Origin of the sequence: Paenibacillus methanolicus (assembly GCF_008124765.1) — a bacterium.
Lineage (GTDB): Bacteria > Bacillota > Bacilli > Paenibacillales > Paenibacillaceae > Paenibacillus_Z > Paenibacillus_Z methanolicus.
In genome coordinates, this window is sequence record NZ_VNHS01000001.1 from 679,690 (window position 1) to 702,901 (window position 23,212).

Genomic DNA, 23,212 nt, shown 5'->3' on the forward strand with positions numbered 1-23,212 from the left:
TTATCGATTTCCCTGTTGAATGAGGAACGAGGTGACGAATATCTATGAGCACGGCAGCAAGTGCCGAAACGGCTCGCAAAGCAAAGAAACATACGCGCTATCTTATTCCATTTCGAATCTGGCCCTATCTTTTTCTAACGCCATTTCTTGCGCTTTATGTATCTTTTCAAATCTATCCGATCCTGTATTCGTTTACAACCAGTTTTATGAGCTGGGACGGAATGGGCAAGAAGACATTTGTCGGGCTGCAAAATTACGTGACCATCTTTACGAAAGATCCTTTTTTCTGGAAGTCGATCGGCAATACGATGCTCATTATGCTCATGTCCACCCCGATCGTCATCGTGTTCGGGCTTTTACTGGCCACCTTTCTTTTTCAGCTAACGAAAGGAAGATCTTTCTTCCAGACGATTAATTTTCTGCCGTACATTACAACGCCTGTCGCTATCGGTTTGCTCTTCGGAATTCTGTTCGACTGGTCGTCCGGCTCGGTGAACGCGCTTCTGCTTAAACTGGGAATGGTCCAGGAAGGAATCAATTTTCTCGGCGAACCCTTATCAGCCCGAATTATCGTGGCAGTCATTATTATTTGGAAATATACGGGCTATCATATGGCTATTTATCTTGCAGGTATTAGCGCGATCTCTCCAGATCTTTACGAGGCGGCCAAGGTTGACGGCTCTTCTCCGGCGCACACATTCCTGAAGATAACCATACCGTTGCTTGCTCCAATTACGATGTTCTTGATTTTGACCGACCTCATCGGAGGACTCCAGATGTTCGACGAGCCACGGCTTCTGTTCTCGGCTAACGCCGCCGCGGTCGGAGGGCCCGAGCGATCGGTTTTGACGGCAATCTGGTATTATTTTGACGTTACATTTGCCGGATTTCGGTTCGGATATGGCTCGGCTGTCGCGTTTACGCTGTTTTTAATCATTTTTGTGTTTACTGTCATCAGCTACCTTTTCCTGGGGAGGCGGGAACGGGAATGAGAAAAATCGGAATAAATCTCGTGCTTGCCGTCATCTCCTTGATTTCAATCGCTCCCTTTTACATTCTGATGATGATGACTACGCAACGATCGGAGGATATTTTCAAGGGGGAAATGTTCGGGCCCGGAGACTATCTATGGGAGAATTTGCTCACCGTTCTGCGAAGCAACTTCCTGCGAAGTTTCTGGAATAGCACGTATATCGCCATTGCCACTACCGTCATTTGTGTGTTCATATGCGCTTTGGCCGGCTTTGCCCTGACGAAATACGAGTTTCGGGGAAAAAAGGCAGTGCTCGCTTTTATTATCGCCACTCTGATGGTACCAGGCCAAATCGGGCTCGTCGGCTTTCTGATCGAGATGAGAGCGCTTCATCTGAGCCAGACTCATCTTCCATTGATTCTTGCAGGTGCGACCAACGCCTTCGGGGTATTTTGGATGGTGCAGTTTATGAAGACCTACCTGCATACCGAACTGATAGAGAGTGCGAGAATGGATGGCTGCAGCGAGTTCCGCATTTTCATGCAGATTGTGTTGCCTGTCATTACGCCTGCGATTTCAACACTGTCTCTCCTCGTGTTTCTGGGATCATGGAACAACTATCTGCTTCCGCTTGTCCTGATCAATCAAGAATCGTTGTTCACCATCCCTTTGAGCATCAACTCGCTCGGAAATTTATATCGAACGGATTACGGAGCGCGACTGACGGGGCTACTGATCGCGATTGCGCCGCTCATTGTCATCTTCGTGCTTGGAACCAAAAGCTTCATACGAGGAATAACGGCCGGGGCCGTAAAAGGGTAACCCAGGCGTTGAAAGTCCAAACCCGTTAAAGGAGGAGTATGAAAAAGATGGGGAAATACGTGAATAACCGTGATGTCAGCCCGGGAATAAGAAAGCCGCAATCAAGAATTCAGACGGCTGGGTTGACTTTGTTGGCGGTCACCCTAAGCTTGCTTTCGTTTGCTCAGCTCCCGCAGGCTTCAGCTGAGTCGGTAGATGTCTATTTGGAAGAGCAAGGCGTCGGAGTGAACCCGGCACCCGAAGTCGTTCCTTCCTTACGAGAATGGCAAGGCGGAACCGGCTATTTTTTGTTCAAAGAGCACGCTCGCGTCGTTGTAGATTCAGCTTACGAGGAACAATTGATGGACGAAGCCCAAGTATTCACTGAAGATTTGAACACAATGTCAGGCAAGAAAATGCCTGTCGTCGTTTCGCAGGAGCCTAAGAAAGGCGACCTTTTTCTGACGCTGGACTCGTCACTCGATAACGACGAGGGCTATGTGCTGAATATCGCCAAGCAAACGGCGATTCGAGGCAAGACCGACAAAGGCGTTTTTTACGGCCTGCAAACCGTGCTGCAGATCTTGAAGCAGGATCCGGCGCACCGCAAATTGCCGCACGGTACTGCGCTCGATTATCCCGAAATCGGCTGGCGGTCATTCATGATCGACTCGGGTCATACATTCGCTACGCTCGGTTATATTGAGCAGATGATACGGCAGATCGCCTGGCATAAGTTGAATACGCTGCACATTCATTTCACCGATGATTACGGATTCCGTTTGCAAAGCGACAAATACCCGGGTCTGGCAACGCCGGGGGAGTCATACAGCAAGCAGGACATTCGCGCCATTCAGGACTTGGCTAAAAAATATCACGTGACCGTCATTCCGGAAATCGACGTTCCCGCTCACGCGATCCCGATGATTAAGTATAATCCACAGCTCAAGTTCCCCACCGGCGATCATTTCGATACGGGAGTGACGATCGATATTACGCGCGAGGAAAACCGGGAGTGGATAAAAGGACTTTTCGAGGAGTTCGTTCCGCTGTTTGATGGTCCATACTTCCATATGGGAGCAGACGAGTATCAGACGGATGCAAAGACCGCTCTCAGTCCGGAAATTATCCAGTATGCGGAGAGTCGCGGATTCAATAAGCGAGCCGACGTGTTCGTCGACTTCACCAACGAACTGAACGACCTTGTGAAATCATACGGAAAACGGTCGATAATCTGGAACTGGTGGGATATCGATCAAGAGAACGATTTGCAGCCGGATCAAGACATCATCGTCGAAGTATGGAGAGGATCGCCGCTGAAGTATACGGCAATGGGTTATGACGTCGTCAATTCAGACGAGAACATTCTCTACACGGGACCGACCGATCCGCCGGGTTATCCGCCCAACTCCAATCGCGTATACAAAGAGTGGACGATTCCGCAGGATCCGAAGCTGCTTGGCTTCAGCCTCTCCAGCTGGACCGGTGGATGGTACGGACCTCGACTGTCCGATGATTATTTCGAATGGTTCAATCGCAGACCGAGAGAAGCGATGTCGGAACGGATATGGGGCGGACCTTTAGCGGAAACAACCGCAGCATTCGAATACAGGGTCGATCGGATCGGAACGGCTCCCGGCTTGCCGGAGTATGCCCCATATGGGGGCGAAGTGCTTACGGGCGTTCCATACGGAACTTCGCCGAGCTATGACCCTAGCATGTCATTCGAGAAGGCGTTCGACGGAAATCCCGGTACCTTCTTCGATTATCTTTACCCGAATGGCGGGTATACGGGAATCGATCTTGGCGTAGGGAACGCGAAGCCCGTCAATAAAATCCGCTTTCTCCCGCGGCTTGATTATGCGAGCCGCATGATCAAAGGCAAATTCCAGGGGTCGAACGACGGACCGGATAAAGGGTTCGTCGATCTGTATACGATCGACTGGACGCCGGACAATGGGTGGAACGAAGTATCGGTGAAAGACACGACCGCTTACCGGTGGTTGAGATATGTCAGTCCCGACAGCGGCTATTCGAGCGTGGCGGAAATCGAATTCTACACTGCGGAACCGAACAACGCGAAAGCTTCCGCCAATGATGCCATTCAAGCCCATCGTTACAGCGAAAAAAGCGGCAGCGTCCGAAGGGAAGATAGCGGTTCGCCGGACAATACAGCTATTGGTCAAATTCAGGCGGGCGATTGGGTCCGTTATGGCCGCGTCGACTTTGAAGGCGGCTTCTACGATACGTTTATGGCTACGCTCGCTTTGGCCGACGCTTCGAATAATCATTCGATTGAAATCCGGCTTGATGCTCCGGACGGCCGCGTGATCGGTGTCTTGAACCCGCAGTCCACTGGCGGAGACGACGTTTTTAAAGAACAGTATGCCCCCGTTTCCTATGTTTCGGGCGTTCACGACCTTTATCTCGTGTTTCCTAACACGACGAACCTGCATCTGAATTGGTTCGTATTTGGAACGAATCCGGATAAGGATACGGTTAAAGCGAAGGAACTGCGTGCGCAGTGGTATAAGAATGCCGGCTTCGGCGGCATGTTCCGTATGGGTGCTTATACCCAGCTGGCCGGCACTTATAACGGTCAGACGCAAGAGAAAGCGGCCGGCGAACGGATCATGAACTGGGCTAACATTTCGAAAGCCGATTATCGTAAATATGCAGCCAAACCATTCAACCCGTCTTCGTTCGATGCGCAGTCGTGGGTGGCAGCCGCCAAAGGCGCCGGGCAGAAATATATCGTGTTCACGGCCAAAGATCGCGACGGCTTTAGCATGTACGACACGAAGGTGAACGAATTCCGCGATTTTAACCTTATGAAAACGAGTGCTTACGGCAAGGACCAGAGCCATAACGACCCGGTTGCCGCTCTTGCGTCAGAGAGCAAGGCGCAGGGATTGAAATTCGGCGTTTATTACTCCATCTCCGACTGGTTCCATCCATCGCAAACTCGGAATGCCGACGGTACGACGACGATGGCTCCGGGACAGAAGGATGTGTATGTGGCGGGAATGAAAGAGCAGCTCCGTGAATTGATTAAAGATACGGATCCCGACCTGATTTGGTTCGACGGCTCGGACAGCAGCTGGTGGACAGCGGACGACGCCAAAGCATTGTATAAATACGTTCGCACTTTGAAATCGGGTATCCTCGTGAACAGCGGCATCGGCGGCGGATACGGAGACTTCGGAACCGGCAATGGCGCTGCTTCCCAAGCGAGCCTTCCCCGGGAGACAGCGATAACGATGAATGACAGCTATGGTTATGTCGCTTACGATAACAACTGGAAAACCGGCGGCGAACTATTGACTACATTAGCGAGCGCCGCGGGTGCGGACGGCAATTTGCTGCTAGGCGTCGGTCCGAAACCGGATGGGGGGCTTCCGGAAGAAAGCACAGTTGTACTCAATCAAATCGGCAGTTGGATGGGCAAATATGGCGATAGTATATCTGGAGCGGGAGCGAATGTTTACGCAGAACCCCAACCGTGGGGCATATCGACGTCCACGCACGGCAAGCTCTATTTGCATGTGGCGAATTGGCCGGAAGACGGACGACTCGTCATCCCGTCCCTGTTCAATACAATCAGCAGCATATATCCGATGGATGATGCCTCTTCCGAGTATACGTTTGAAACGGTTGAAGCTGATACGGTCATTCATGTGCCCGCAAGTGCACCCGGAGCTTTCAATCCGGTCATCGTCATTGAAGTGGACGGATATCCGCAGGAGAAGCCTGGTGTTCTGCTTCAAGGGACGGTATACGGGACGGAGCCTGCCTACGACCCTAGCATGACGTTCGATAAGGCATTCGACGGTCTGGCGCACACGTTCTTCGACAACCTCGGCCCGAGCGACGGCTATGCCGGCATCGATCTTGGCGAAGGAAATGCGCGCCAATTGAAGTTCATCCGATTTATCCCTCGCGTCTTATATGAAGGCCGTATGCTTGGAGGAAAGTTCCAAGGCTCGAACGAAGGTCCGAATAGCGGTTTCGTTGATCTCGCTTCTGTTGACGCCGTGCCGACGTATGCCTGGAATGGTATCCAAGTTGATCATCCAGGTACGTATCGCTGGTACCGTTACGTAAGTCCGCCATTCGGCTACACGAGCGTATCGGAAATTGAATTTTACGGCAGATAAACCGGATGCATGTCAAGAAACCCTTGGTTTTATTAACAAGGGTTTCTTATTTATTTTTTCCGTTTGGGCGCAATTGGTTCAACGTTGTTAAAGAGTTGCTGCAGCTCTTGGACGCAATGCTCGCAGACGAAGAGTGCTAGCAAGCCATTTTGTCATCAAAAAAGAGTATAACGATTCTTTACTGATCGTTCTCAATATGTTATATTAATTAAGGGAGGGAGATGGGAATGGCGAGAAGCAAGGAGTTTGAAGAGAAAGAGGTCTTGGATAAGGCAATGCGGCTCTTTTGGGAGCAGGGGTACGAGAAAACGTCCATGACCGAGTTGGTTGAGCATATGGGTATTCATCGAAGAAGCTTGTATGATACTTTTGGAGATAAGCATAATCTGTTCCTGAAAGCGATGGATCGGTTTGACGACAAAATCAGCGCCGCGCTTGCAGGAGGGGTTAAAGGATCCAAGACCGCATCGGAGGCATTACAGTTTATATTTGGTTTCATGATCGACGGGGATGAGGACTCGCCAGCCGGCTGCTTAATGGTGAATTCGGCCGTAGAATTGGCGGCGCGCGACGTCGAGGTGGACAACAAGTCCACGAAATCATTCACGACAGCAGAGCATTTGCTCAGGGAGATTATTCTTTGGGGACAACGTGACGGTGAATTCACCTCCACATACGATGCTGAGGAATTGGCGGAATACCTGCATAATGTATGGATTGGGTTAAGGGTAATGGCAAGAACCTCGGCTTCCAAAGAAAAGCTTCACCGTATTACTCATATGTCGATGAAGCTCCTGGAAGAATAAGGGTATGTGGTTGTCAGTTCAGATGTGAAGTCACCCTTCTGCTAAACCATGCTCTTTGCGATCAGGTTATCTTGCGCCTATTTTAGAATGAACATTCTCAAATATAATCGCCGAAAGAGGCTCTAAAGCATCGTTTACAATGAAGTTTAACAGCGCAGTTAAAACAACACAACAAACAAAAACAACAGTAAGGCACGCAGCTTTTTTTTTGCGATTTTGAGAATGATCGTTCTCGTTAGAAAGAAAGTATGGCGTAAAACTCGCTTACCGTACTTACTACGTATCAACAAGAAAACAACTTCATAAACAAAAATACAATAAAAGGAGCACATGAAAATGAATATTTCTCAACAAGTTGCATTTGTCACTGGCGCGAACCGAGGTTTTGGTCGCCATCTTGTCCTTGAACTTCTATCCAGAGGGGCTAAGGTATATGCCGGAGCAAGAAATCCGCAGTCCATTGACATTCCCGGTGCAATCCCTGTAAAGCTTGATATTACGAATCCTCAAGAGGTAGTTGCAGCTGCTGCGGCCGCTCAAGATGTAACGCTTTTGATCAACAATGCAGGATCGGCTACAGGCGCTACTTTGCTTGACGGTGATCTCGATCAAATTCAGTTGGAATTTAATACACACTTCTTTGGCACATTAGCCATGATTCGCAATTTCGCACCTATTCTTATTAATAATGGTGGAGGATCCATACTGAATATCCTTTCCGCATTATCATGGTTCAGTAGTGGGGGGAGTGAAGGCGCTTATTCGGCTGCAAAGGCGGCTGCGTGGGCAATGACGAACGAGTTGCGCTTAAATCTGTATCCTCAAAATGTGAGAGTAGCTGGCTTGCATGTAGGCTTTATGGATACAGACATGACGTCAGGCGTAGAAGCTCCGAAGTCCAACCCTGCTGATATTGCAAAAATAGCAATTGATGGAATAGAGTCCGATAGCTTTGAAATTCTTGCTGACGAACCGAGCCGTCAACTCCAGCGTGCTCTCGCTGGCGGGGTAGCCGCAATTTACCCACAGCTTAAATGATGAGCAAAACTGTACTCATTACCGGAGCGTCGAGCGGAATTGGAAAAGAGCTGGCGGATCGATTCGCCAAAGATGGATACGACTTGGTGCTGGTCGCACGCAGCGAGGACAAGCTCGTGGATCTCGCGAGGGAATATCGGGAAAAGTATCGTGTCCAAACGACATACATCGCCAAAGATGTTGCGTTACCTGGCGTGGCGGAGGAAATCTACAAGGAGCTTAAAGAAAAAGGGATCACCGTCGACTATCTTGTAAATAATGCGGGCTTCGGTTTGTACGGGGAATTCTTGGAGACACAGCTGGAGCAAGAGACGAATATGATCGACATTAATATCAAGGCTTTGACTATAATGACAAAGGTTTTCTTACCGGATATGGTCAAAAGGCACCAAGGTGGGGTACTGAATGTGGCTTCGTTGGCGGCTTTCTTTCCTGGACCACTGATGGCAGTTTACTACGCGACAAAAGCGTACGTACTATCGTTCACTGAGGCTTTGGAGAATGAGCTGCGTGGCGCAGGCGTGACTGTGTCGGCACTCTGTCCGGGAGCGACAGCGACTGGCTTTGTCGATCGTGCTGGGCTAGCCACCTCAAAGCTGTTTAGAAGCGGCGTTATGGAGGTTGGGCAGGTGGCTGACATAGGATATCGCGAATTCTTGCGGGGCAAGACTTTAATCATAACAGGGGGGCGCAACAAGTTCATGGCGTTCTTGCCGCGGTTGCTGCCTCGCAAGCTCATGACAAAGGCGGTCAGATCCGCACAGGCTAAAGTTGGCGTACAAGTTAAAGTACGCCTTTAATCTTTCCAATAAACGAATGTGGAATTAAGAAAATGAGAAAAGGAGAAGATGAAGACTTGAAAGCTGCACAAATGGAGAAATATTCAAAACAAATCCAATTAGAAATAAACAATATAAAAATACCAGAAATCAATAATCATGAGGTTCTTATCAAAGTAAAAGCTGCAGGTGTAAATCCCTTAGACATTCTTATTTTAAATGGTAGTATTCGCATGATTGCCGATTATGACTTCCCTTTAACTTTAGGAAACGAACTATCCGGCGTTATTGAGGCTGTTGGAAAAGATGTTGTGAAATTCAAGGTTGGAGATCCCGTTTATACGAGACTGCCAGTAAATAAAATCGGAGCTTTTGCTGAGTATGCGGCAGTCCATGAGGATGCGATTTCCGTTATGCCTAAAAATCTTTCTTTTATTGAAGCCGCCGCGGTACCCCTCACGGCTTTGACTGCATATCAAGCCTTGCATGATGTACTTCATGTTCAACCCGATAAAAAATTATTTATTCCTGGAGGAACCGGCGGATTTGGTACGATGGCTATCCCGATTGCCAAATCGATGGGGTTATATGTGATTACGAGCGGCAGTGAAAGAGGGAGATCGCGTACACTGTCCATCGGTGCTGATCAATTCATTAACTATAAAGAGGAAAATTATTTTGATTTGCTTTCTAATATCGATTATGTTATCGATACATTGGGTACAAAAGAAATTAAAATGGAACTTGCTATCCTCAAACTCCATGGGAAATTGGTATCATTGAAAGCTTTACCCAATTACCGCTTTGCTGCAGAAAATAATTTCTCAATATGGAAAAAGCTATTGTTTGGTTTAGTAGGTGCTCGTTTAGATCGATTAGCAGCTAAACAGAATAAAGAATATCGCTTCTTATTCGTGTCCGCCAATGGCAGGCAATTACAAGAACTGACGAAACTAGTTGAGGATGAAGATATTAAGCCGGCTATAGATTCAGTTTATAATTTTGATGACATTAACAAGGCTTTAATTAAAGTTTCTACTGGTCACTCCGAAGGAAAAGTGATTGTAACCTTTTAGGGAGAGGATATATGAATGTTGCAAATAAGCTCGAAGGGTGACTTGGCATAATACCGCATTCACACTTCGCAACATTTGGCTGATTACGCTAACGAGAGAACGGTAGCTCCATCAAACAACCCCAACTATCTTTCAAACCTAAACGGTGCAAATATCATTCGGATCTCAGGCGTTTCCCACGTGGGTCTGATATTCAACTCGCGTGTCAATGACCTGATACTCTCCGCCCTTTCAGAATGCCAAGTTTTCAGCCAGGGGCAATTGCCATGGCTGTGCTCCCTTTTCACTTTTAAGCACGGGGAGGATAGTTGAACTATTTACTTGAGAATATGTTATCTAGGTGAACAAGCATTCAATTCATTTGAAATTGGCGGACTCTGCGTTCAAATGGAGAACGACGCCACGATTTTCCTTGGAAAGCGAATGGGAGCTCGATGAAATCGACGTGAAAGAAGCGAACTGGGTCTGATGGACTACTATAGTCTAAAAAATAGCGTCGTAGGGACTTATCCCTGCGGCGCTATTTGCCGTCTTTGTTTAACTGCGTGTTTTCATCGGCAAATTACGGGCAAGAGAAAGCCACCGAACCAGACAGAAAAAAGCGGTTGATTAAAATGTACCCCTTAGTTATAATACAAGACATAACAATTAAAAGCGCTTACATGAAAGGGGGTGAACAATACGAAACTTGCAGGCATGAATATTACATACAGGCATTATTCGCTCGATTATTTTTTGGAGTCGATGACGCAGCTGGGAATAAACCACATCGAGCTATGGGCGGGGGAACCGCATCTGTATGTTTACCGCAACGTCCTAGGCAATATCCGGTACATACGTCGGCAGCTAAAAGCGAGAGGGATGAAGCTTGTGTGCTTTACACCGGAGCAGTGCGTCTACCCTTACAATATTGCGGCTTCGGATGCAGGGTGGAGGCAGAAGAGCGTGGATTATTTTACGGAGAATTTATATGCCGCCGCAGAGCTGGAGACAGAGATGATGCTGCTCACATCCGGCATAGGAGACTTCGCAACACCTCTTGAGGAAGCGTTGGACTATGCCAGCGATTCGATCTATCGGATAGCCCGGGTAGCCGAGCGGGAAGGCTTGACGGTTGTGCTGGAGCCGTTAACCAAGTTTGAATCGAACTTGATCACGGACCTAAACGGGATTAGGCGGGTGATGGATCAAATACAATCGCCTGCATTAAAGGGCATGATCGATACGGTCGCCATGCAACTGGCAGGTGAAGGTCCGGGAGATTACTTCGATGCGCTACCGGAGTTAGGTCATGTTCATCTAATCGACGGAGACGGCGTTTCGGATGCGCATTTAGGGCTGGATGACGGTGTCTTGGACTGGCGCTCTTGCCTCACAGCTCTGCAGAACAGCCAATACGACGGGGCTATTACGCTTGAAATTATGGGGTTCCGGTATTATGAGAACCCGCAGGAAGTGCTGATGAAATCGATCGCGGCATTAAGGGAATCGGGTTTCTTATCTTAATCATGTTGATCTGGAGGAACTCTTATGAGTAACGGCACGCTTACGCGGAAACTCGGCTTCTGGTCGGCTTTGGCCATTGCGGTCGGAACGACGATAGGCTCTGGAATATTCGTCTCGACCGGCGATGTTGCACGAGCCGCCGGGTTGCCTTCGATTTCGATTCTGGCCTGGATTATCGGAGGGGTCATCGCGATACCGCAGGTCATGGTATTAGCCGAGCTTTCGACCGCCTACCCGCAAAATGGGAGCGGTTATGTATATCTGAATAAGGCAGGATGGCGGCCGCTTGCCTTCCTGTACGGCTGGGCGACATTCTGGGCGCTAGACCCTCCTTCGATCTCCATCATGGCGCTTGCGATCGTCTCCTATCTGGCCAGTTTCTTTCCCTTCTTCTCGGGCTTTGCCGGTAAGTTGCTGGGGGTTGCGATCATTCTGATGATCACCTCCATTCATTACCGCAGCGTGAAAGAGGGCGGTCGTTTCCAGGTCATCATAACAGCGGTCAAAATCATTCCCTTCCTGATCGTCATTGTTCTGGGCTTGATGTACATGAACTTTGATAACTTCGCTTATACCCCTCTTCCAGGGGCCGAATCCAGCTTAATCGGCGGTATATCCGCCACCACCTGGGCTTACACGGGAATGGCCGCGATCTGCTTCATGGCCGGCGAGTTTGTCAATCCCGGGAAGATCCTTCCGCGCGCGCTCATCATTTCAGTGCTGATCGTGCTTGCGCTTTATACGCTGCTTGCGGTCTGCGTGACGGGTCTTCTGCCATTCGAGCAATTGATGGGTTCGAGTGCTGCAGTTTCCGATGCTGTGAAATATATCCCGGGGCTATCGGGCATTGCCTCCCACTTTGTAGCGATCACGGCGATTATCGTCATTCTGGGCTCGCTTAGCTCCTGTATCATGTTCCAGCCCCGACTGGAATATGCCATGGCGAAGGACGGACTGTTCTTCAAGCGTTTCGCGAAAGTTCATCCCAAATACGAAACCCCAAGCTTCTCGATTATTGCGCAAGTTACGCTGGCTTGTCTGCTGGTGTTTTTCAGTAACTTGACGGCCTTGCTGGGCTATTTCACGCTCATCCAGCTTATCATCAATATCATGGACTTTGCTGCGGTCTATAAATGCCGGAAGCGAGAAGATTACAAGCCGATCTACCGCATGCCGTTATGGAGAGTCACGACGATTCTTGCCATCCTGGGGGCCGCTTGGCTGGCATGGGGAACCTTTACCTGGGCGCCGTTGCAAGGGATGATTGCCGCGCTGATCGTAATCGCGACAGGGCTGCCCGTCTATTACTATTGGGAGAAGAGGTACGGGGCCAACCATCATAAAGACACGAATGTAAGCGCTTAAATTATTTAAAAATAAAAATTAGGAGCTCTGCTCCGATAAATGGAGGCCATACCGATGTTGAAATTTGATGAAGCCTTATTTCTAAAGCTGGTAGAAGAAGAGGGACTTGCCTTCAGAGGGCAGATTGAGGCGATCGTCGATGGCCTTGCCAAGAGAGGCTACAGCAATCTTTTTCTGATTGGGGCCGGCGGCACGATTGCCATGATGTATCCTTATGAATATATCCTGAAATCCAGCTCGTCCATTGAGGTGCACGCGGAGATCGCCGCTGAGTTCATGGTCATGAATCATCGCCGATTCAGTAAGGATTCGGTCTGTATCTTTACCTCCGTGTCTGGCACGACGCAAGAGACAGTGGCGGCGGCCGCTTACTGCAAGGAGCGGGGAGCGACGACGATCGCTTTGGTCGCCGAGCCGAATACGCCGCTGGCCGAGATTGTCGATCACTGCATCACGACAGGCTATGAGAAGCATTCTTTCGATACCTTCTTTATGCTGCTATATATGGTCATTTTCCGGTTCATGCATCATAATAACGAATTCCCGGAATACGAGCAGTTTACGAAGGAAGTAGCCCTGCTGCCCCGCGCGATCCTGGATGCGGTCCAAGCTTTTGATAGCCAAGCGGAGGCTTTCGCCATTCGGCACAAAGACACCGGTTACCATATGATGGTCGGCGCGGGCAACCTCTGGGGCAACACGTACTCCTACGCGATGTGCATCCTGGAGGAAATGCAGTGGATTCACGCGAAATCGATACACGCGGCGGAGTTCTTCCACGGCACGCTGGAGCTGGTGGTGGAGGATACGAGCGTGATTCTGTTAAAAGGCGAGGATGAAACAAGGCCGCTAATCGAACGCGTGGAACGTTTTGCGGAGAAAATAACGAAACAGCTGACGGTGATCGATACGAAGGACTTTGCAATGCCAGGCATCAGCGAAACGTTCCGCAAGCATTTCGCGGTCAGTATCAACTGGGCGGTACTCAGCCGAATCAGTGTCTACCTGGAGCAAGAAAGAAACCATCCGCTGACGCTGAGAAGGTACTACCGACAGATGGAATATTAATAATCGGCGCGGGCACTACATCGTAGTGCTCCTTCTTTAGTCTGAATGGGAAGGCGGAAGCAAGATGAGAATCGTGACAGTCGGTGACAACTGCATGGATGTGTACCTGGCAACCGGTAAAGCCTACCCTGGAGGCAATCCCGTCAATGTGGCGGTCTATTTGCAAGCATTAGGGGCAGAAACGGCTTATATCGGATGGGTCGGAGACGATGCATATGGAGAGATCATGATCGAGGCTATTCGTGGCAAAGGCATCAATACCTCCCACATGTTAAGAAAAGCAGGTAATACAGCGGTAACCGATGTGGAAATGGTCGGTAATGACCGAAAGTTCGGCGACTACGATGAGGGCGTGATGGCTGCCTTTTCGCTCACAGCGGAAGAGATCGAATTTGTTCAAGGCTTCCAACTTGTCCATGCAGGCATTTGGGGGCATGCCGATTCCTACTATCCGTCCTTTAAAAAGAGGGGACTTCTCACCTCCTTTGATTTCTCGGATCATCTGGACAGTGAGCTTGTGCAGACCTTAATGCCCTACGTGGATTTCCCTTTCTTTTCGTATTCGCAGGATGACGCATATATCCGCGGACTTTTAAGGGAGGCCAAACAAAGGGGGGCGAAGGTCGCCGTGGCCACCTTGGGTGAGAATGGTTCGCTCGCTTTTGATGGGGAGCAATTCTACCGGCAGGGGATCGTGGAGGTAAACGTGATCGATACGATGGGAGCGGGGGACTCGTTCATAGCCGGGTTTGTATACGGCACAGTGGAAGGTCGCTCCATTCAAAATTGCCTCGCATTAGGCGCTCAGACAGCCGCGAAGACCATTGGGTATTTCGGGGCATGGTGACTACGAGCCTGCCATCAAGGTATAATAGAAACATAATATGACCTTCGATGGATAGGATGAACACTGGATGAGTTTAAATCCTTCAAGCCCTCAGCCGCTGTATATGCAGATTAGGCAAATGCTGAAGAATGATATTCAGCAAGGGCGGTATAAGCCCGACGAGCAGATCCCGACGGAAGCCGAGCTTTGCGGACTCTATAACGTCAGCCGGATAACCGTGCGTAAAGCGATCGAGGAACTCGTGCGGGAGGGGACCTTGACGCGCATTACCCGCAAAGGAACTTTCGTGGCCTCGAATAAGTTCCACAATGAACTGTTGTCTGTAAGCGGATTCTCGGAATTCAGCTATCAACTGGGCATGATCCCGAATTCCCGCATTCTAAGAAGCGAAGTAATTCCGGCGTCTGCGGATGTGGCCGGACATCTTCTCATCGAAGAAGGTAGCCCCGTGCTGGAGCTAGAGCGACTGATGTATGTCAATGATCGCCCGCTATTCTATGATATCGCGCATTATTCGCTTACGCGTTTTCCGGACTTGGAGAAGAAGATCGCCATGAACGAATCGACGTACAAAATTCTCATCGAGGATTACCGTACCGAGATTGTGAGCAACGACAAAATCATTGACGTGATTGGCGCGACGAAAGAATACGCCAAATTGCTGGAGTGCGATATCGGAGCGAATCTATTCCGGATTCTGAAAGTCGCCTTTGACGTGAATGACGAGCCCGTTCATTTGTCCACTTTCATGTGCGAGACGAGTCGGGTTAATCTAACGGTACATCGGGCCAAATAATTGGGGACCAATATAAACAAAAAATCAAGAAGCGAAAAACCAGCGGCTCAATACTCGAGCAGCTGGTTTTTTATGCTAGATGGGCTTTAAAACGGCTTGCAAGACGGGGAGAATTTGAAGCGAACGTATATGCATGCCAACTCCTTGATAACGGTGCCCCATTGGATTTCATCCCAGGTATGTTTGGTCATGAGAAAGCATCGACCACTCAAATCTACGTACAGCTCTGCGGCGAACGTCGTAGAGAACTTTATCGATGTTTTTAGTTTATATTGCGGCGGATACCCGATTTGAAATCCGCCGCGGCTCAACTAAAGACAGGATAGTTCCAATATGTGTTATTATTGTTTTGAATTGATTTTGTTTGTTGTGAGAGGTGGGGATTTATTGATTTGGGGTACCGGAATCCCAGTACTTTCTTTAGCAATAATATTATTTTTATTAATTAGGACACTCTTCAAGAAAACTTCAAGTCTTGGTGCACTGCTTGTCTTTACCGAACCTTACAGCGAAGCACGTTACAAGTTTCAATTCACGATGCCGGCCTACGGCGAAGCGTTCGACGGCACCTTTAAGCCGATCACACCTGGCACTTATGACCTCTACATCGACACCGGTTGGAGTGGATCCTCCCAGCGCGTTGCGGTCGCTCCTCCAGCCGCTCCTACGCTGTCCATCAACGGTGTCGCGGTGAACGATTCGGCGCTTGCACCGATCGTCTCGAACGGCGTCATGCTGCTGCCGATGCGCGCGCTTGCGGAATCGTTCGGCTGGTACGTGAGATGGAACGCTGCGCATAAGCCGCATTCGTTTCAACGCAGCCTGATACGCAGGGAATCAACCCAGGAAGCGGTGGCATGCCGTCGCTATGGGTGAACGGCAAGCAGCTTATCGGCGCGAACGCCAAGCCGGTGATCAAGAAGGGACGCGTCTACTTGCCGCTGCGCGCGACGTCGGAAGCGTTTGGTTTTCAGCTGACGTGGACGCCAAGCGTGCGCGGCACGCTGCTCGTCTTCAAGCCGCAGCTGCTCGATGAAGGCGTGTACGCAGGAGAAGCGAAGAAGTTGGCCGCCACGAAGCTCCTGAACAGCTATGTAAACGCCATGAACAGTCGCGATGCCGTTGCGCTCGGCCGAATGTTTGTGAAGGACGGCACACCGGCACAGTTGTTCGAGATCATTGGCCAACGGCTCATTACGGGCATCCGCTCCGTGACGTTCGAAGACCGTCCCGGTGACGCACTGCTGGCGTATGTGACGTTCAGCTACCTGTTCGATCCGTACGGAAATAAGTCGGGCACTCAAGGAATTGTGTTCATGCAGGAAAATGGCGCGTGGAAGATCTCGGACGTCGACTGAATGACTGATTAACGCGGAAATGAGGGAACCGACAGTCTCGGACGATGACCATGGCTTTTCCGAATATAGCCACCAAACTTTACGAGTGCTCTGCCTTTTAAACTGCACCATTCCATTTGTATAATGACCGTACCCACACACAGCGTCATTTAGGATTGTTGCAACGTCAGGTAGTCAAGCCAGTCGAACCGAATTCATAATCAACCCACTAGTGATGGTCTGTGACGATCTCATATTTACGTTTGTCCTCCTATAGGTCATATAGGTAAGCGAATGAGATAAATTAAGATAAAAGAACGGTGGAATGAAATGGGAAAAGGGAAAGATAAAGAAATAATGGAGTTCAATGCGCGTTTTGATGACGAGATTGTTGAGATTGCCGGCGTTACAGAAGCTTGCGGTATCGGAGCTGGCAAAGGAATGGGTCAAGTCATGTGGAACCCGTCCATTAATTTAATTGCGTGGAAACGGATAGGGGAAGATGAACCACTTATACGTGATAGAACATGCTTGGAATGGCTTGTAAGCAATAGCGAACTATCAAAAGCAAAAGAGGTCCTTCAAGCAAACAGTCTGGTAAGGTTGAACGTCCGAATTGGAGAAAAATCCCTTATGCTTATTGAAGTTCTTGATCCATCATATCAAGATAAAGAATTGAATGTGGTATTAGAGGAATCCTTCAAACCCGTTTTCTATCATGATGAGACGTTAGGTCAATTTGAATTGGATAAGACGATTGATTTATTTGAAAAAGAAGTTCAATTCGATGGCGGAAGGGCAGTACTCTACTTTGATTGGCAATCGGATGAAGACCAAATGAAGTTGGCGCTTCAAACAGCCTATTCGTTGTTTGGTGATCAGGAAGGGTGGAACAAGAGACTAAAAGCGTATGCGGCAAATGAATTGCTCGATTTGGCAAATGATTGGTTAGAGCAAGAAGATGAACCTCAGTACGAAGAAATAACGGAAGAGATATTCATCAACTCGATTAAAATCTGGACAATTTCTGTCTTTCCAGACGGCAGATTCACTGTTTATTATTCAGACGGAGACTTGTTCGGGGGGCATTCGATTTGTGTTAGCGGGAACATCAGCGGTGATTTTGAATCAGCCCACATTTGAAACAGAAACCTAGAATTGGTCTCGAGCTCGACTCCGAAGACGCGGGTAGCTGGACTTCGATCTACACCCGATTGGCCCTTCTGTACAAGGAAGGGCTTATTTTCATATGCTTCGAGAACACCCGGCTGAAGTAAAACGCGTTCTGGTAGCCGCACCGGTCCGCAATCGCTTCTAACGTATCGTCCGTTTCGACGAGCAACTTGCCGGCTTTGGCGAGGCGGACGGAGGTGGCGAATTGGATGGGCGACACGCCATATGCGGCTTGGAACCGGATGCTCAGCTGGGGGGCGCTTATGCCGAAGCGGAGGGCAATCGCCTGAACGGAGAAATCCGTCTCGCAGGCTTGCCGTTCCATAAGAGCGGCTGCCCGGTGCATAACCGGATCAAGCGTTCGGCGTCGCTGATCTTGCGCCATCGCATATTCCCGCTTGGAAAGAAATAATAAATCTCCGATCAAATGCTCGATATCCGGATGCAGCTCATACGGATACTCGGCGCGCAGCCGGATTAAATAGTCGTAGGTCGAGCTTAGGCGCTGCACGTCGCGGATGCGTATTTTTCCGGGAGGCAGCTCCAATTCGCCGCTTAACTCCGCAAAGTGAAACGAACTTGGCTGAAGCATCCGTCTTCTTAGAAGCATGCCGGGCGGGCAGAACAGAAGCTCGCCGTATTCGGCTTCTCCGCTTGTCGACTCCTCGCCTTCGATCGTAAAGGAGATATGTCCGGACTGGACCGCCAGCACCGCCCAACCCTTATACCGATCCTCCGGATACCGGAATTGCTCCATGCCGCCGTTGTAGGAATAAGCCAGTACCTGCATGCGCATCGTCCCCCTGCGAAAAAAAGTATATGAAATCTTATAAACCGATGCATGTTAATGCCAACATACATGACTTATCATGACATTACAAGGGATGACCGAATACGGTTATTCGAAAAAAAAACAAATGGAGGGAACGACGACATGAAGCAGTCGGTCAACATTTTATCCTATGAAGAGCTGGAAACTTACCAAAATCAGGGGTATCTCGTGCTGAGGAACGTGTTCACGGAGGCGGAGGCGAAGGTGATGCAGACCGAATGCGACAAGCTGCTTACGCTTGAGCGCTACACGGATACGAAGAACGTCCGCGCCGGCTACAAACGTTATGCCAACGGAGACGTCAAAATCGAACGGTTCGACCCGGTTCACGACATATCGCCGGTATTCGCCGATCTCGTGCGGGACGAACGCATACTGGCTCCTCTGCGCGATATCTATCTCGACGAACCGCTGCTTTTTAAGGATAAGCTGATCTTTAAGCTTCCGGGCGCCAACGGGTATTCGATGCACCAGGACGCGTCATGGTGGCAGGGTTTCTCGATGGAAGGGCTGGTCTCGGTCATGGTTGCCATCGACGGGGCGTCAACCGAGAACGGCGGACTGGAACTGTTCCCCGGCTATCACGACCGGCTCCGATCGACACCGGGCGAGCTCCGAAACATGAACGAGGCGGAGATTGCCGAGATCGACCCTGCAAGCGGAGAGATCGTCGAGACGAATCCGGGCGACGTCATTCTGTTTCATTCCTTCACTCCGCATCAGAGCGGACCGAACTTATCCGAAAGCAGCCGGAAACAGCTGTATCTCACGTATTCTCCCTCGAAGAACGGGCAGCTGTACCAAGCGCATTACCAGCATTTTCAGCGGTACGCGCTGGCCGGGAAGGACACGAACGACTATTATTTCCTGTAACAATCACCGGCCTTCTCCGCAATCGGAGAGGGCTGTTTCACCATCGGGCGGGTGGTGACAACGGTTACATGCACACGCTATAGTAAGAGAACGGAAACATAAGGGAACGATTGGGGAGATCGCCAATATACACCTGTATGATCGTCGAAGACGAAGAGCTGATTCGCGAAGGGATGAAGATGGGCATCGATTGGTCTTCTTACGGGCTGACGCTCGCGGCAGCGGCGGCCGACGGCAAGGAGGCGCTTGAGCTGGCTGTTCGCCTGCGGCCGGATATCGTGCTCACCGACGTCGTGATGAAAGAGATGGACGGCATCGAACTGGTTCGCCGTCTGCGCACCGATATACCGGATAAAGACATCCGCGTCATCATGATCAGCGGGCATGAGAAAGTCGATTATATCAAGTCGGCGCTGAAGCTTCAGGTGATCGATTATTTGCTGAAGCCGTTCCACGACGAAGAGCTGGGAGACGTGCTGCGCCGGGTCGTAGCGAGTCTTGATGCGGAGCGGAAGCAGCTGGAACGAGTCCGCATCCTGGAACGGCGGCTTGGGCACGAAGAGGTCGATCCGAACGGTTCAGACCAGCGGAAGTCCGTCAGAGCCGTTAAAGCGTATATTCAAAACGCCTTCCGGGAGGAGTTGACGCTCGCTCAGCTTGCCGCCCAGGTGCACCTGTCGCCCAATTATTTGGCGAATCTGTTTAAGAAGGAAACGGGGGTTACGCTTAACGACTATATCACTGAGATTCGTCTGGCGGAGGCGAAGCGGCTGCTTCGGGAGGAGCCCGGCATCTTAGTGTTTGACGTGGCGGAACGTGTCGGGTATAAGGACGGGAAATATTTCACGAAGCTGTTCAAGCGCGAGGTCGGCCTGAATCCAAGCGAATTCAGGGAGCGCGTATGAATGCCTTATGGCGGTGGCTCGGACGGCTCGATTCCCGAACGAGTCTACGCAGAAAGCTGCTGGTCGCCTTCACGCTGATCGTACTCCTTCCGACGATCGCGATCGGATTTTTCTCCTATCGCAAGTCGTCTTCGATCATTCAGGATCAGACTAGCCGGGCTTATATGGAAGCGCTTCGGCAAACGTCGATCAACCTATCGTACCGGCTGACCGAGGTGGAGAACATCTCGTATATCGTCTATACGAACGACCGTCTCCAGGACATGCTTAGGCGTGCGCGTACGAAGGAGCTTACGATTGCGGACGTGATGAATGATTACAAGAACATCAAAGACATCTTGTACAATCTGGAGAAAAGCCGCAACATCTTCCGAATTCGTCTGCTCATTCCGGGCTCGGCGTTGTATACGGCCGAGAATATCAGCCTATTCGGACTGAGCGATCGCGATTTCATCCGCTACCGGGACGAGCTGAACGGGCAGAAGGAGAAGATGCAGTGGAACTATCTCGGGCAGACTTCTTATCTGGGAGCGGGCGTGAAGAGCATCATCTCGCTTCACCGGCTGATGCTCGATTTCAAGAACGTCACCTCGGCGCTTGGCGTCATTGCGATCGATGTGGAGGAGCAGACGCTTAAGGACGTGCTGCAAAATATGAATCTCGCCCTCCCGTACAAGGCTATGCTGATCAAGGACGAGAATGTCATTACTTCATACGCCAATCGAACCGATCTGGACATCGATCAAGCCCCGCTACCGGAAATACTCCGGTTGGGAGGGGGGCCGGAACAAGGCGTCAAGACGATCCGTTATCGCGACGAGACGTATCTGTATCTCGTTCAGACGCTGGAGAACGTCGACTGGCAGCTGATTGTGCTCATTCCGGCGCTTAACATCACGGATCAGAGCGATCTGCTGGGCGTGTATATTCTGCTCCTGTCGGCATCGCTGATCGCCATTGCGATCTTGATGTCCTACCTGATGTCAAGCCGCATCACGAAACGTCTATCCGTACTGGCCGACAAGATGAAAGGGATCGAGTATGGCCGCTTCGGAGAGACGGTCGAAATAACCGGCCGTGACGAAATCTCGCTTTTGCAGAAGCGATTCAACAAGATGTCGACCCAGATCAAGAGCTTGATCGAGGAAGTGTACCTGATCACGCTGCACAAGCAGAGGGAAGAAATGAAGGTGCTGGAGGGACGGATCAACTCCCACTTTCTGTACAATACGCTCGATGCCGTGAAGTGGATGGCCATCAAGTCGGGCGCTCCGGACATTGCCAGGGTCGTGACGGACCTGTCCAAGTTTTTCCGCATCAGCCTGAACGGCGGCAACGATAGGATTACGGTGGAGAAAGAGCTGGAGCATGTGAAAGCGTACGTCGACATTCAGAATGTCCGGTTCGGCGGCAGCATTCGGACGGAGCTGCGCTTTGATCCGGCCTTGTACGATGTCGAGATCATTAAGCTGATTTTGCAGCCGATTGTCGAGAATGCGATCATACACGGCATCAACAAGACGAGCGGAAGCGGCGGTGTCATCGCCCTTCGAGGCAGGCTCTCGGGGGAGCGGATTATACTGCTCGTATCGGATAACGGAGTCGGAATGGACCACGAAACCGCGGCCGGATTGCTGAACGGAACGGCGAGCGGGTACGGCCTGCGCAACGTCCATCAGCGTCTTCAGCTGTATTACGGCGAGCAATGCGGCGTAACGGTTCGCAGCAGCCCCGGTGTCGGCACGACGGTTCGTTTGGTGCTGCGGACTCGGCCGATCGACCCGGTGCGAACGGAGTAAGATTGGACACCTAATCGTAGAACTGCCCCGTTTATGGGGCGGTTCTGTTTTTTTATACTACATACATAGGAGTGAAAGCGATTCCACAATAGAGAAGGATGTGTTGGGATGTCCATCGTCAGCGAGGAAAGGATGCCGGAGCTGGAGAAGCCGGAGGTGCGTACGAAGAAGCGAAGCCGACGATCCTGGTCCTGGTTAAGGGATTACGATTTGTACCTGCTGCTCGCGCCGGGGCTTGCGGCTCTGCTGCTGTTCAAATATGCGCCGATGTTCGGGGCGGTGATCGCGTTTAAGGATTACAACATTGCAGCGGGAATCTGGGGTAGCCCGTGGGCCGGCTTGAAGTATTTCGAGATGTTGTTTCAGGACGATAAGTTCTACTCGGTACTTCGGAATACGGTACTGATCAATCTGTATAAGCTGATCTTTCAGTTCCCGCTGCCGATCCTTCTGGCGATCATGATCAACGAAGTGCGCCATGTTGCTTTCAAGCGCGTCTCGCAGACGATCACCTATTTGCCGCATTTTCTGTCTTGGGTCATCATCAGCGCCATCTTCATTAACTTGCTGTCGCCGCAGACGGGCGTGCTGAAGGATCTGTTCCACCTGCTGGGCATGCAGGACATTATGATGATCGCAGACGAACGGTTCTTCCGCGGCGTCCTTGTCGCGTCGGCCGCCTGGAAGGAAACCGGCTGGTCCTCGATCATCTACTTATCCGCGATTTTGTCGATCGATACGCAGCAATATGAAGCCGCGAAGATGGACGGCGCCGGACGTTTAAGGCAAATCTGGCACGTCACGCTGCCGGGCATCCGGTCGGTCATCGTATTTATCATCATGCTGCGGATCGGCAGCGCGCTGGGCAATGACGTCGAGCAGGTGCTGATGTTCTATAGCCCGCTTGTTGCGGATGTCGGCGACGTCATCGGGACGTTCGTCTACCGGGTAGGTTTCGGCAGCATGCAGTACAGCTACACGACCGCCGTAGGGCTGTTCCAGTCGTTAATCGGGATGATCCTGATCGTGACGGCCAACTATTTCAGCCGCAAATTCGGCGAGCGCAGTCTCTGGTAGGCAC

The 23,212-nt window shown here is 50.4% G+C and carries 20 protein-coding genes; 19 read left to right on the forward strand and 1 reads right to left on the reverse strand.

Going from position 1 to position 23,212, the window contains the following annotated elements:
- Positions 1–44: 44 nt before the first annotated feature.
- The 15 genes from BCM02_RS02370 to BCM02_RS02450 all read left to right on the forward strand — a co-directional run bounded on the left by BCM02_RS02370 (position 45) and on the right by BCM02_RS02450 (position 17,692).
- Positions 45–992, forward strand: a complete 948-nt coding sequence (locus BCM02_RS02370) for a carbohydrate ABC transporter permease (RefSeq protein WP_148927436.1) — start codon at positions 45–47, stop codon at positions 990–992.
- Complete coding sequence (locus tag BCM02_RS02375; protein WP_148927437.1) at positions 989–1,795, forward strand: carbohydrate ABC transporter permease; 807 nt, start codon at positions 989–991, stop codon at positions 1,793–1,795. The genes BCM02_RS02370 and BCM02_RS02375 overlap by 4 nt, the downstream gene beginning before the upstream one ends.
- A gap of 47 nt (positions 1,796–1,842) precedes the next feature.
- Entirely contained in the window at positions 1,843–5,931 is a 4,089-nt protein-coding gene (locus tag BCM02_RS02380) for an alpha-L-fucosidase (RefSeq protein WP_187433978.1), read from the forward strand.
- A 227-nt stretch (positions 5,932–6,158) separates the two neighbouring features.
- Positions 6,159–6,737 (forward strand): TetR/AcrR family transcriptional regulator, encoded by a 579-nt coding sequence (locus tag BCM02_RS02385; RefSeq protein WP_148927439.1) that lies wholly within the window; start codon positions 6,159–6,161, stop codon positions 6,735–6,737.
- A gap of 336 nt (positions 6,738–7,073) precedes the next feature.
- The gene (locus BCM02_RS02390; RefSeq protein ID WP_148927440.1) at positions 7,074–7,775 is read left to right on the forward strand and encodes an SDR family oxidoreductase; all 702 of its coding nucleotides are present in this window, start codon (positions 7,074–7,076) and stop codon (positions 7,773–7,775) included.
- Positions 7,772–8,575 carry an SDR family NAD(P)-dependent oxidoreductase gene (locus BCM02_RS02395; RefSeq protein WP_148927441.1) on the forward strand — a complete coding sequence of 268 codons (804 nt, stop codon included), beginning with the start codon at positions 7,772–7,774 and terminating at the stop codon, positions 8,573–8,575. Before BCM02_RS02390 ends, BCM02_RS02395 begins: the two co-directional genes overlap by 4 nt.
- Positions 8,576–8,631: 56 nt before the next feature.
- Positions 8,632–9,630, forward strand: a complete 999-nt coding sequence (locus tag BCM02_RS02400; protein WP_148927442.1) for an NADP-dependent oxidoreductase — start codon at positions 8,632–8,634, stop codon at positions 9,628–9,630.
- Between the two features lie 696 nt (positions 9,631–10,326).
- Entirely contained in the window at positions 10,327–11,136 is an 810-nt protein-coding gene (locus BCM02_RS02410; protein ID WP_148927938.1) for a TIM barrel protein, read from the forward strand.
- A gap of 24 nt (positions 11,137–11,160) precedes the next feature.
- Positions 11,161–12,501, forward strand: coding sequence for an amino acid permease (locus tag BCM02_RS02415; protein ID WP_148927443.1), 1,341 nt, complete (start codon positions 11,161–11,163; stop codon positions 12,499–12,501).
- A 54-nt stretch (positions 12,502–12,555) separates the two neighbouring features.
- Entirely contained in the window at positions 12,556–13,569 is a 1,014-nt protein-coding gene (locus BCM02_RS02420) for an SIS domain-containing protein (protein WP_148927444.1), read from the forward strand.
- A gap of 64 nt (positions 13,570–13,633) precedes the next feature.
- Positions 13,634–14,416 carry a fructoselysine 6-kinase gene (gene frlD, locus BCM02_RS02425; protein WP_148927445.1) on the forward strand — a complete coding sequence of 261 codons (783 nt, stop codon included), beginning with the start codon at positions 13,634–13,636 and terminating at the stop codon, positions 14,414–14,416.
- 67 nt (positions 14,417–14,483) lie between these two features.
- Positions 14,484–15,212 (forward strand): GntR family transcriptional regulator, encoded by a 729-nt coding sequence (locus tag BCM02_RS02430; protein ID WP_148927446.1) that lies wholly within the window; start codon positions 14,484–14,486, stop codon positions 15,210–15,212.
- 387 nt (positions 15,213–15,599) lie between these two features.
- The gene (locus tag BCM02_RS02440; protein ID WP_148927447.1) at positions 15,600–16,088 is read left to right on the forward strand and encodes a stalk domain-containing protein; all 489 of its coding nucleotides are present in this window, start codon (positions 15,600–15,602) and stop codon (positions 16,086–16,088) included.
- Entirely contained in the window at positions 16,070–16,570 is a 501-nt protein-coding gene (locus BCM02_RS02445; RefSeq protein ID WP_148927448.1) for a stalk domain-containing protein, read from the forward strand. Before BCM02_RS02440 ends, BCM02_RS02445 begins: the two co-directional genes overlap by 19 nt.
- A 309-nt stretch (positions 16,571–16,879) precedes the next feature.
- Entirely contained in the window at positions 16,880–17,692 is an 813-nt protein-coding gene (locus BCM02_RS02450; protein WP_148927449.1) for a DUF2262 domain-containing protein, read from the forward strand.
- A gap of 61 nt (positions 17,693–17,753) precedes the next feature.
- Here BCM02_RS02450 and BCM02_RS02455 read toward each other — a convergent pair whose 3' ends face one another.
- On the reverse strand, positions 17,754–18,512 hold the full coding sequence (locus tag BCM02_RS02455; protein WP_187433980.1) for an AraC family transcriptional regulator: 759 nt from the start codon (positions 18,510–18,512) through the stop codon (positions 17,754–17,756).
- A gap of 144 nt (positions 18,513–18,656) precedes the next feature.
- Here BCM02_RS02455 and BCM02_RS02460 point away from each other — a divergent pair, with 144 nt between their 5' ends.
- The 4 genes from BCM02_RS02460 to BCM02_RS02475 all read left to right on the forward strand — a co-directional run bounded on the left by BCM02_RS02460 (position 18,657) and on the right by BCM02_RS02475 (position 23,208).
- On the forward strand, positions 18,657–19,427 hold the full coding sequence (locus tag BCM02_RS02460; protein ID WP_187433981.1) for a phytanoyl-CoA dioxygenase family protein: 771 nt from the start codon (positions 18,657–18,659) through the stop codon (positions 19,425–19,427).
- Between the two features lie 137 nt (positions 19,428–19,564).
- A complete protein-coding gene (locus tag BCM02_RS02465; RefSeq protein ID WP_187433982.1) occupies positions 19,565–20,332 on the forward strand; it encodes a response regulator transcription factor in 768 nt (255 codons plus the stop codon).
- On the forward strand, positions 20,329–22,131 hold the full coding sequence (locus tag BCM02_RS02470; protein ID WP_148927453.1) for a sensor histidine kinase: 1,803 nt from the start codon (positions 20,329–20,331) through the stop codon (positions 22,129–22,131). Before BCM02_RS02465 ends, BCM02_RS02470 begins: the two co-directional genes overlap by 4 nt.
- A 108-nt stretch (positions 22,132–22,239) precedes the next feature.
- Complete coding sequence (locus BCM02_RS02475) at positions 22,240–23,208, forward strand: ABC transporter permease (protein WP_246183158.1); 969 nt, start codon at positions 22,240–22,242, stop codon at positions 23,206–23,208.
- Positions 23,209–23,212: the final 4 nt, after the last annotated feature.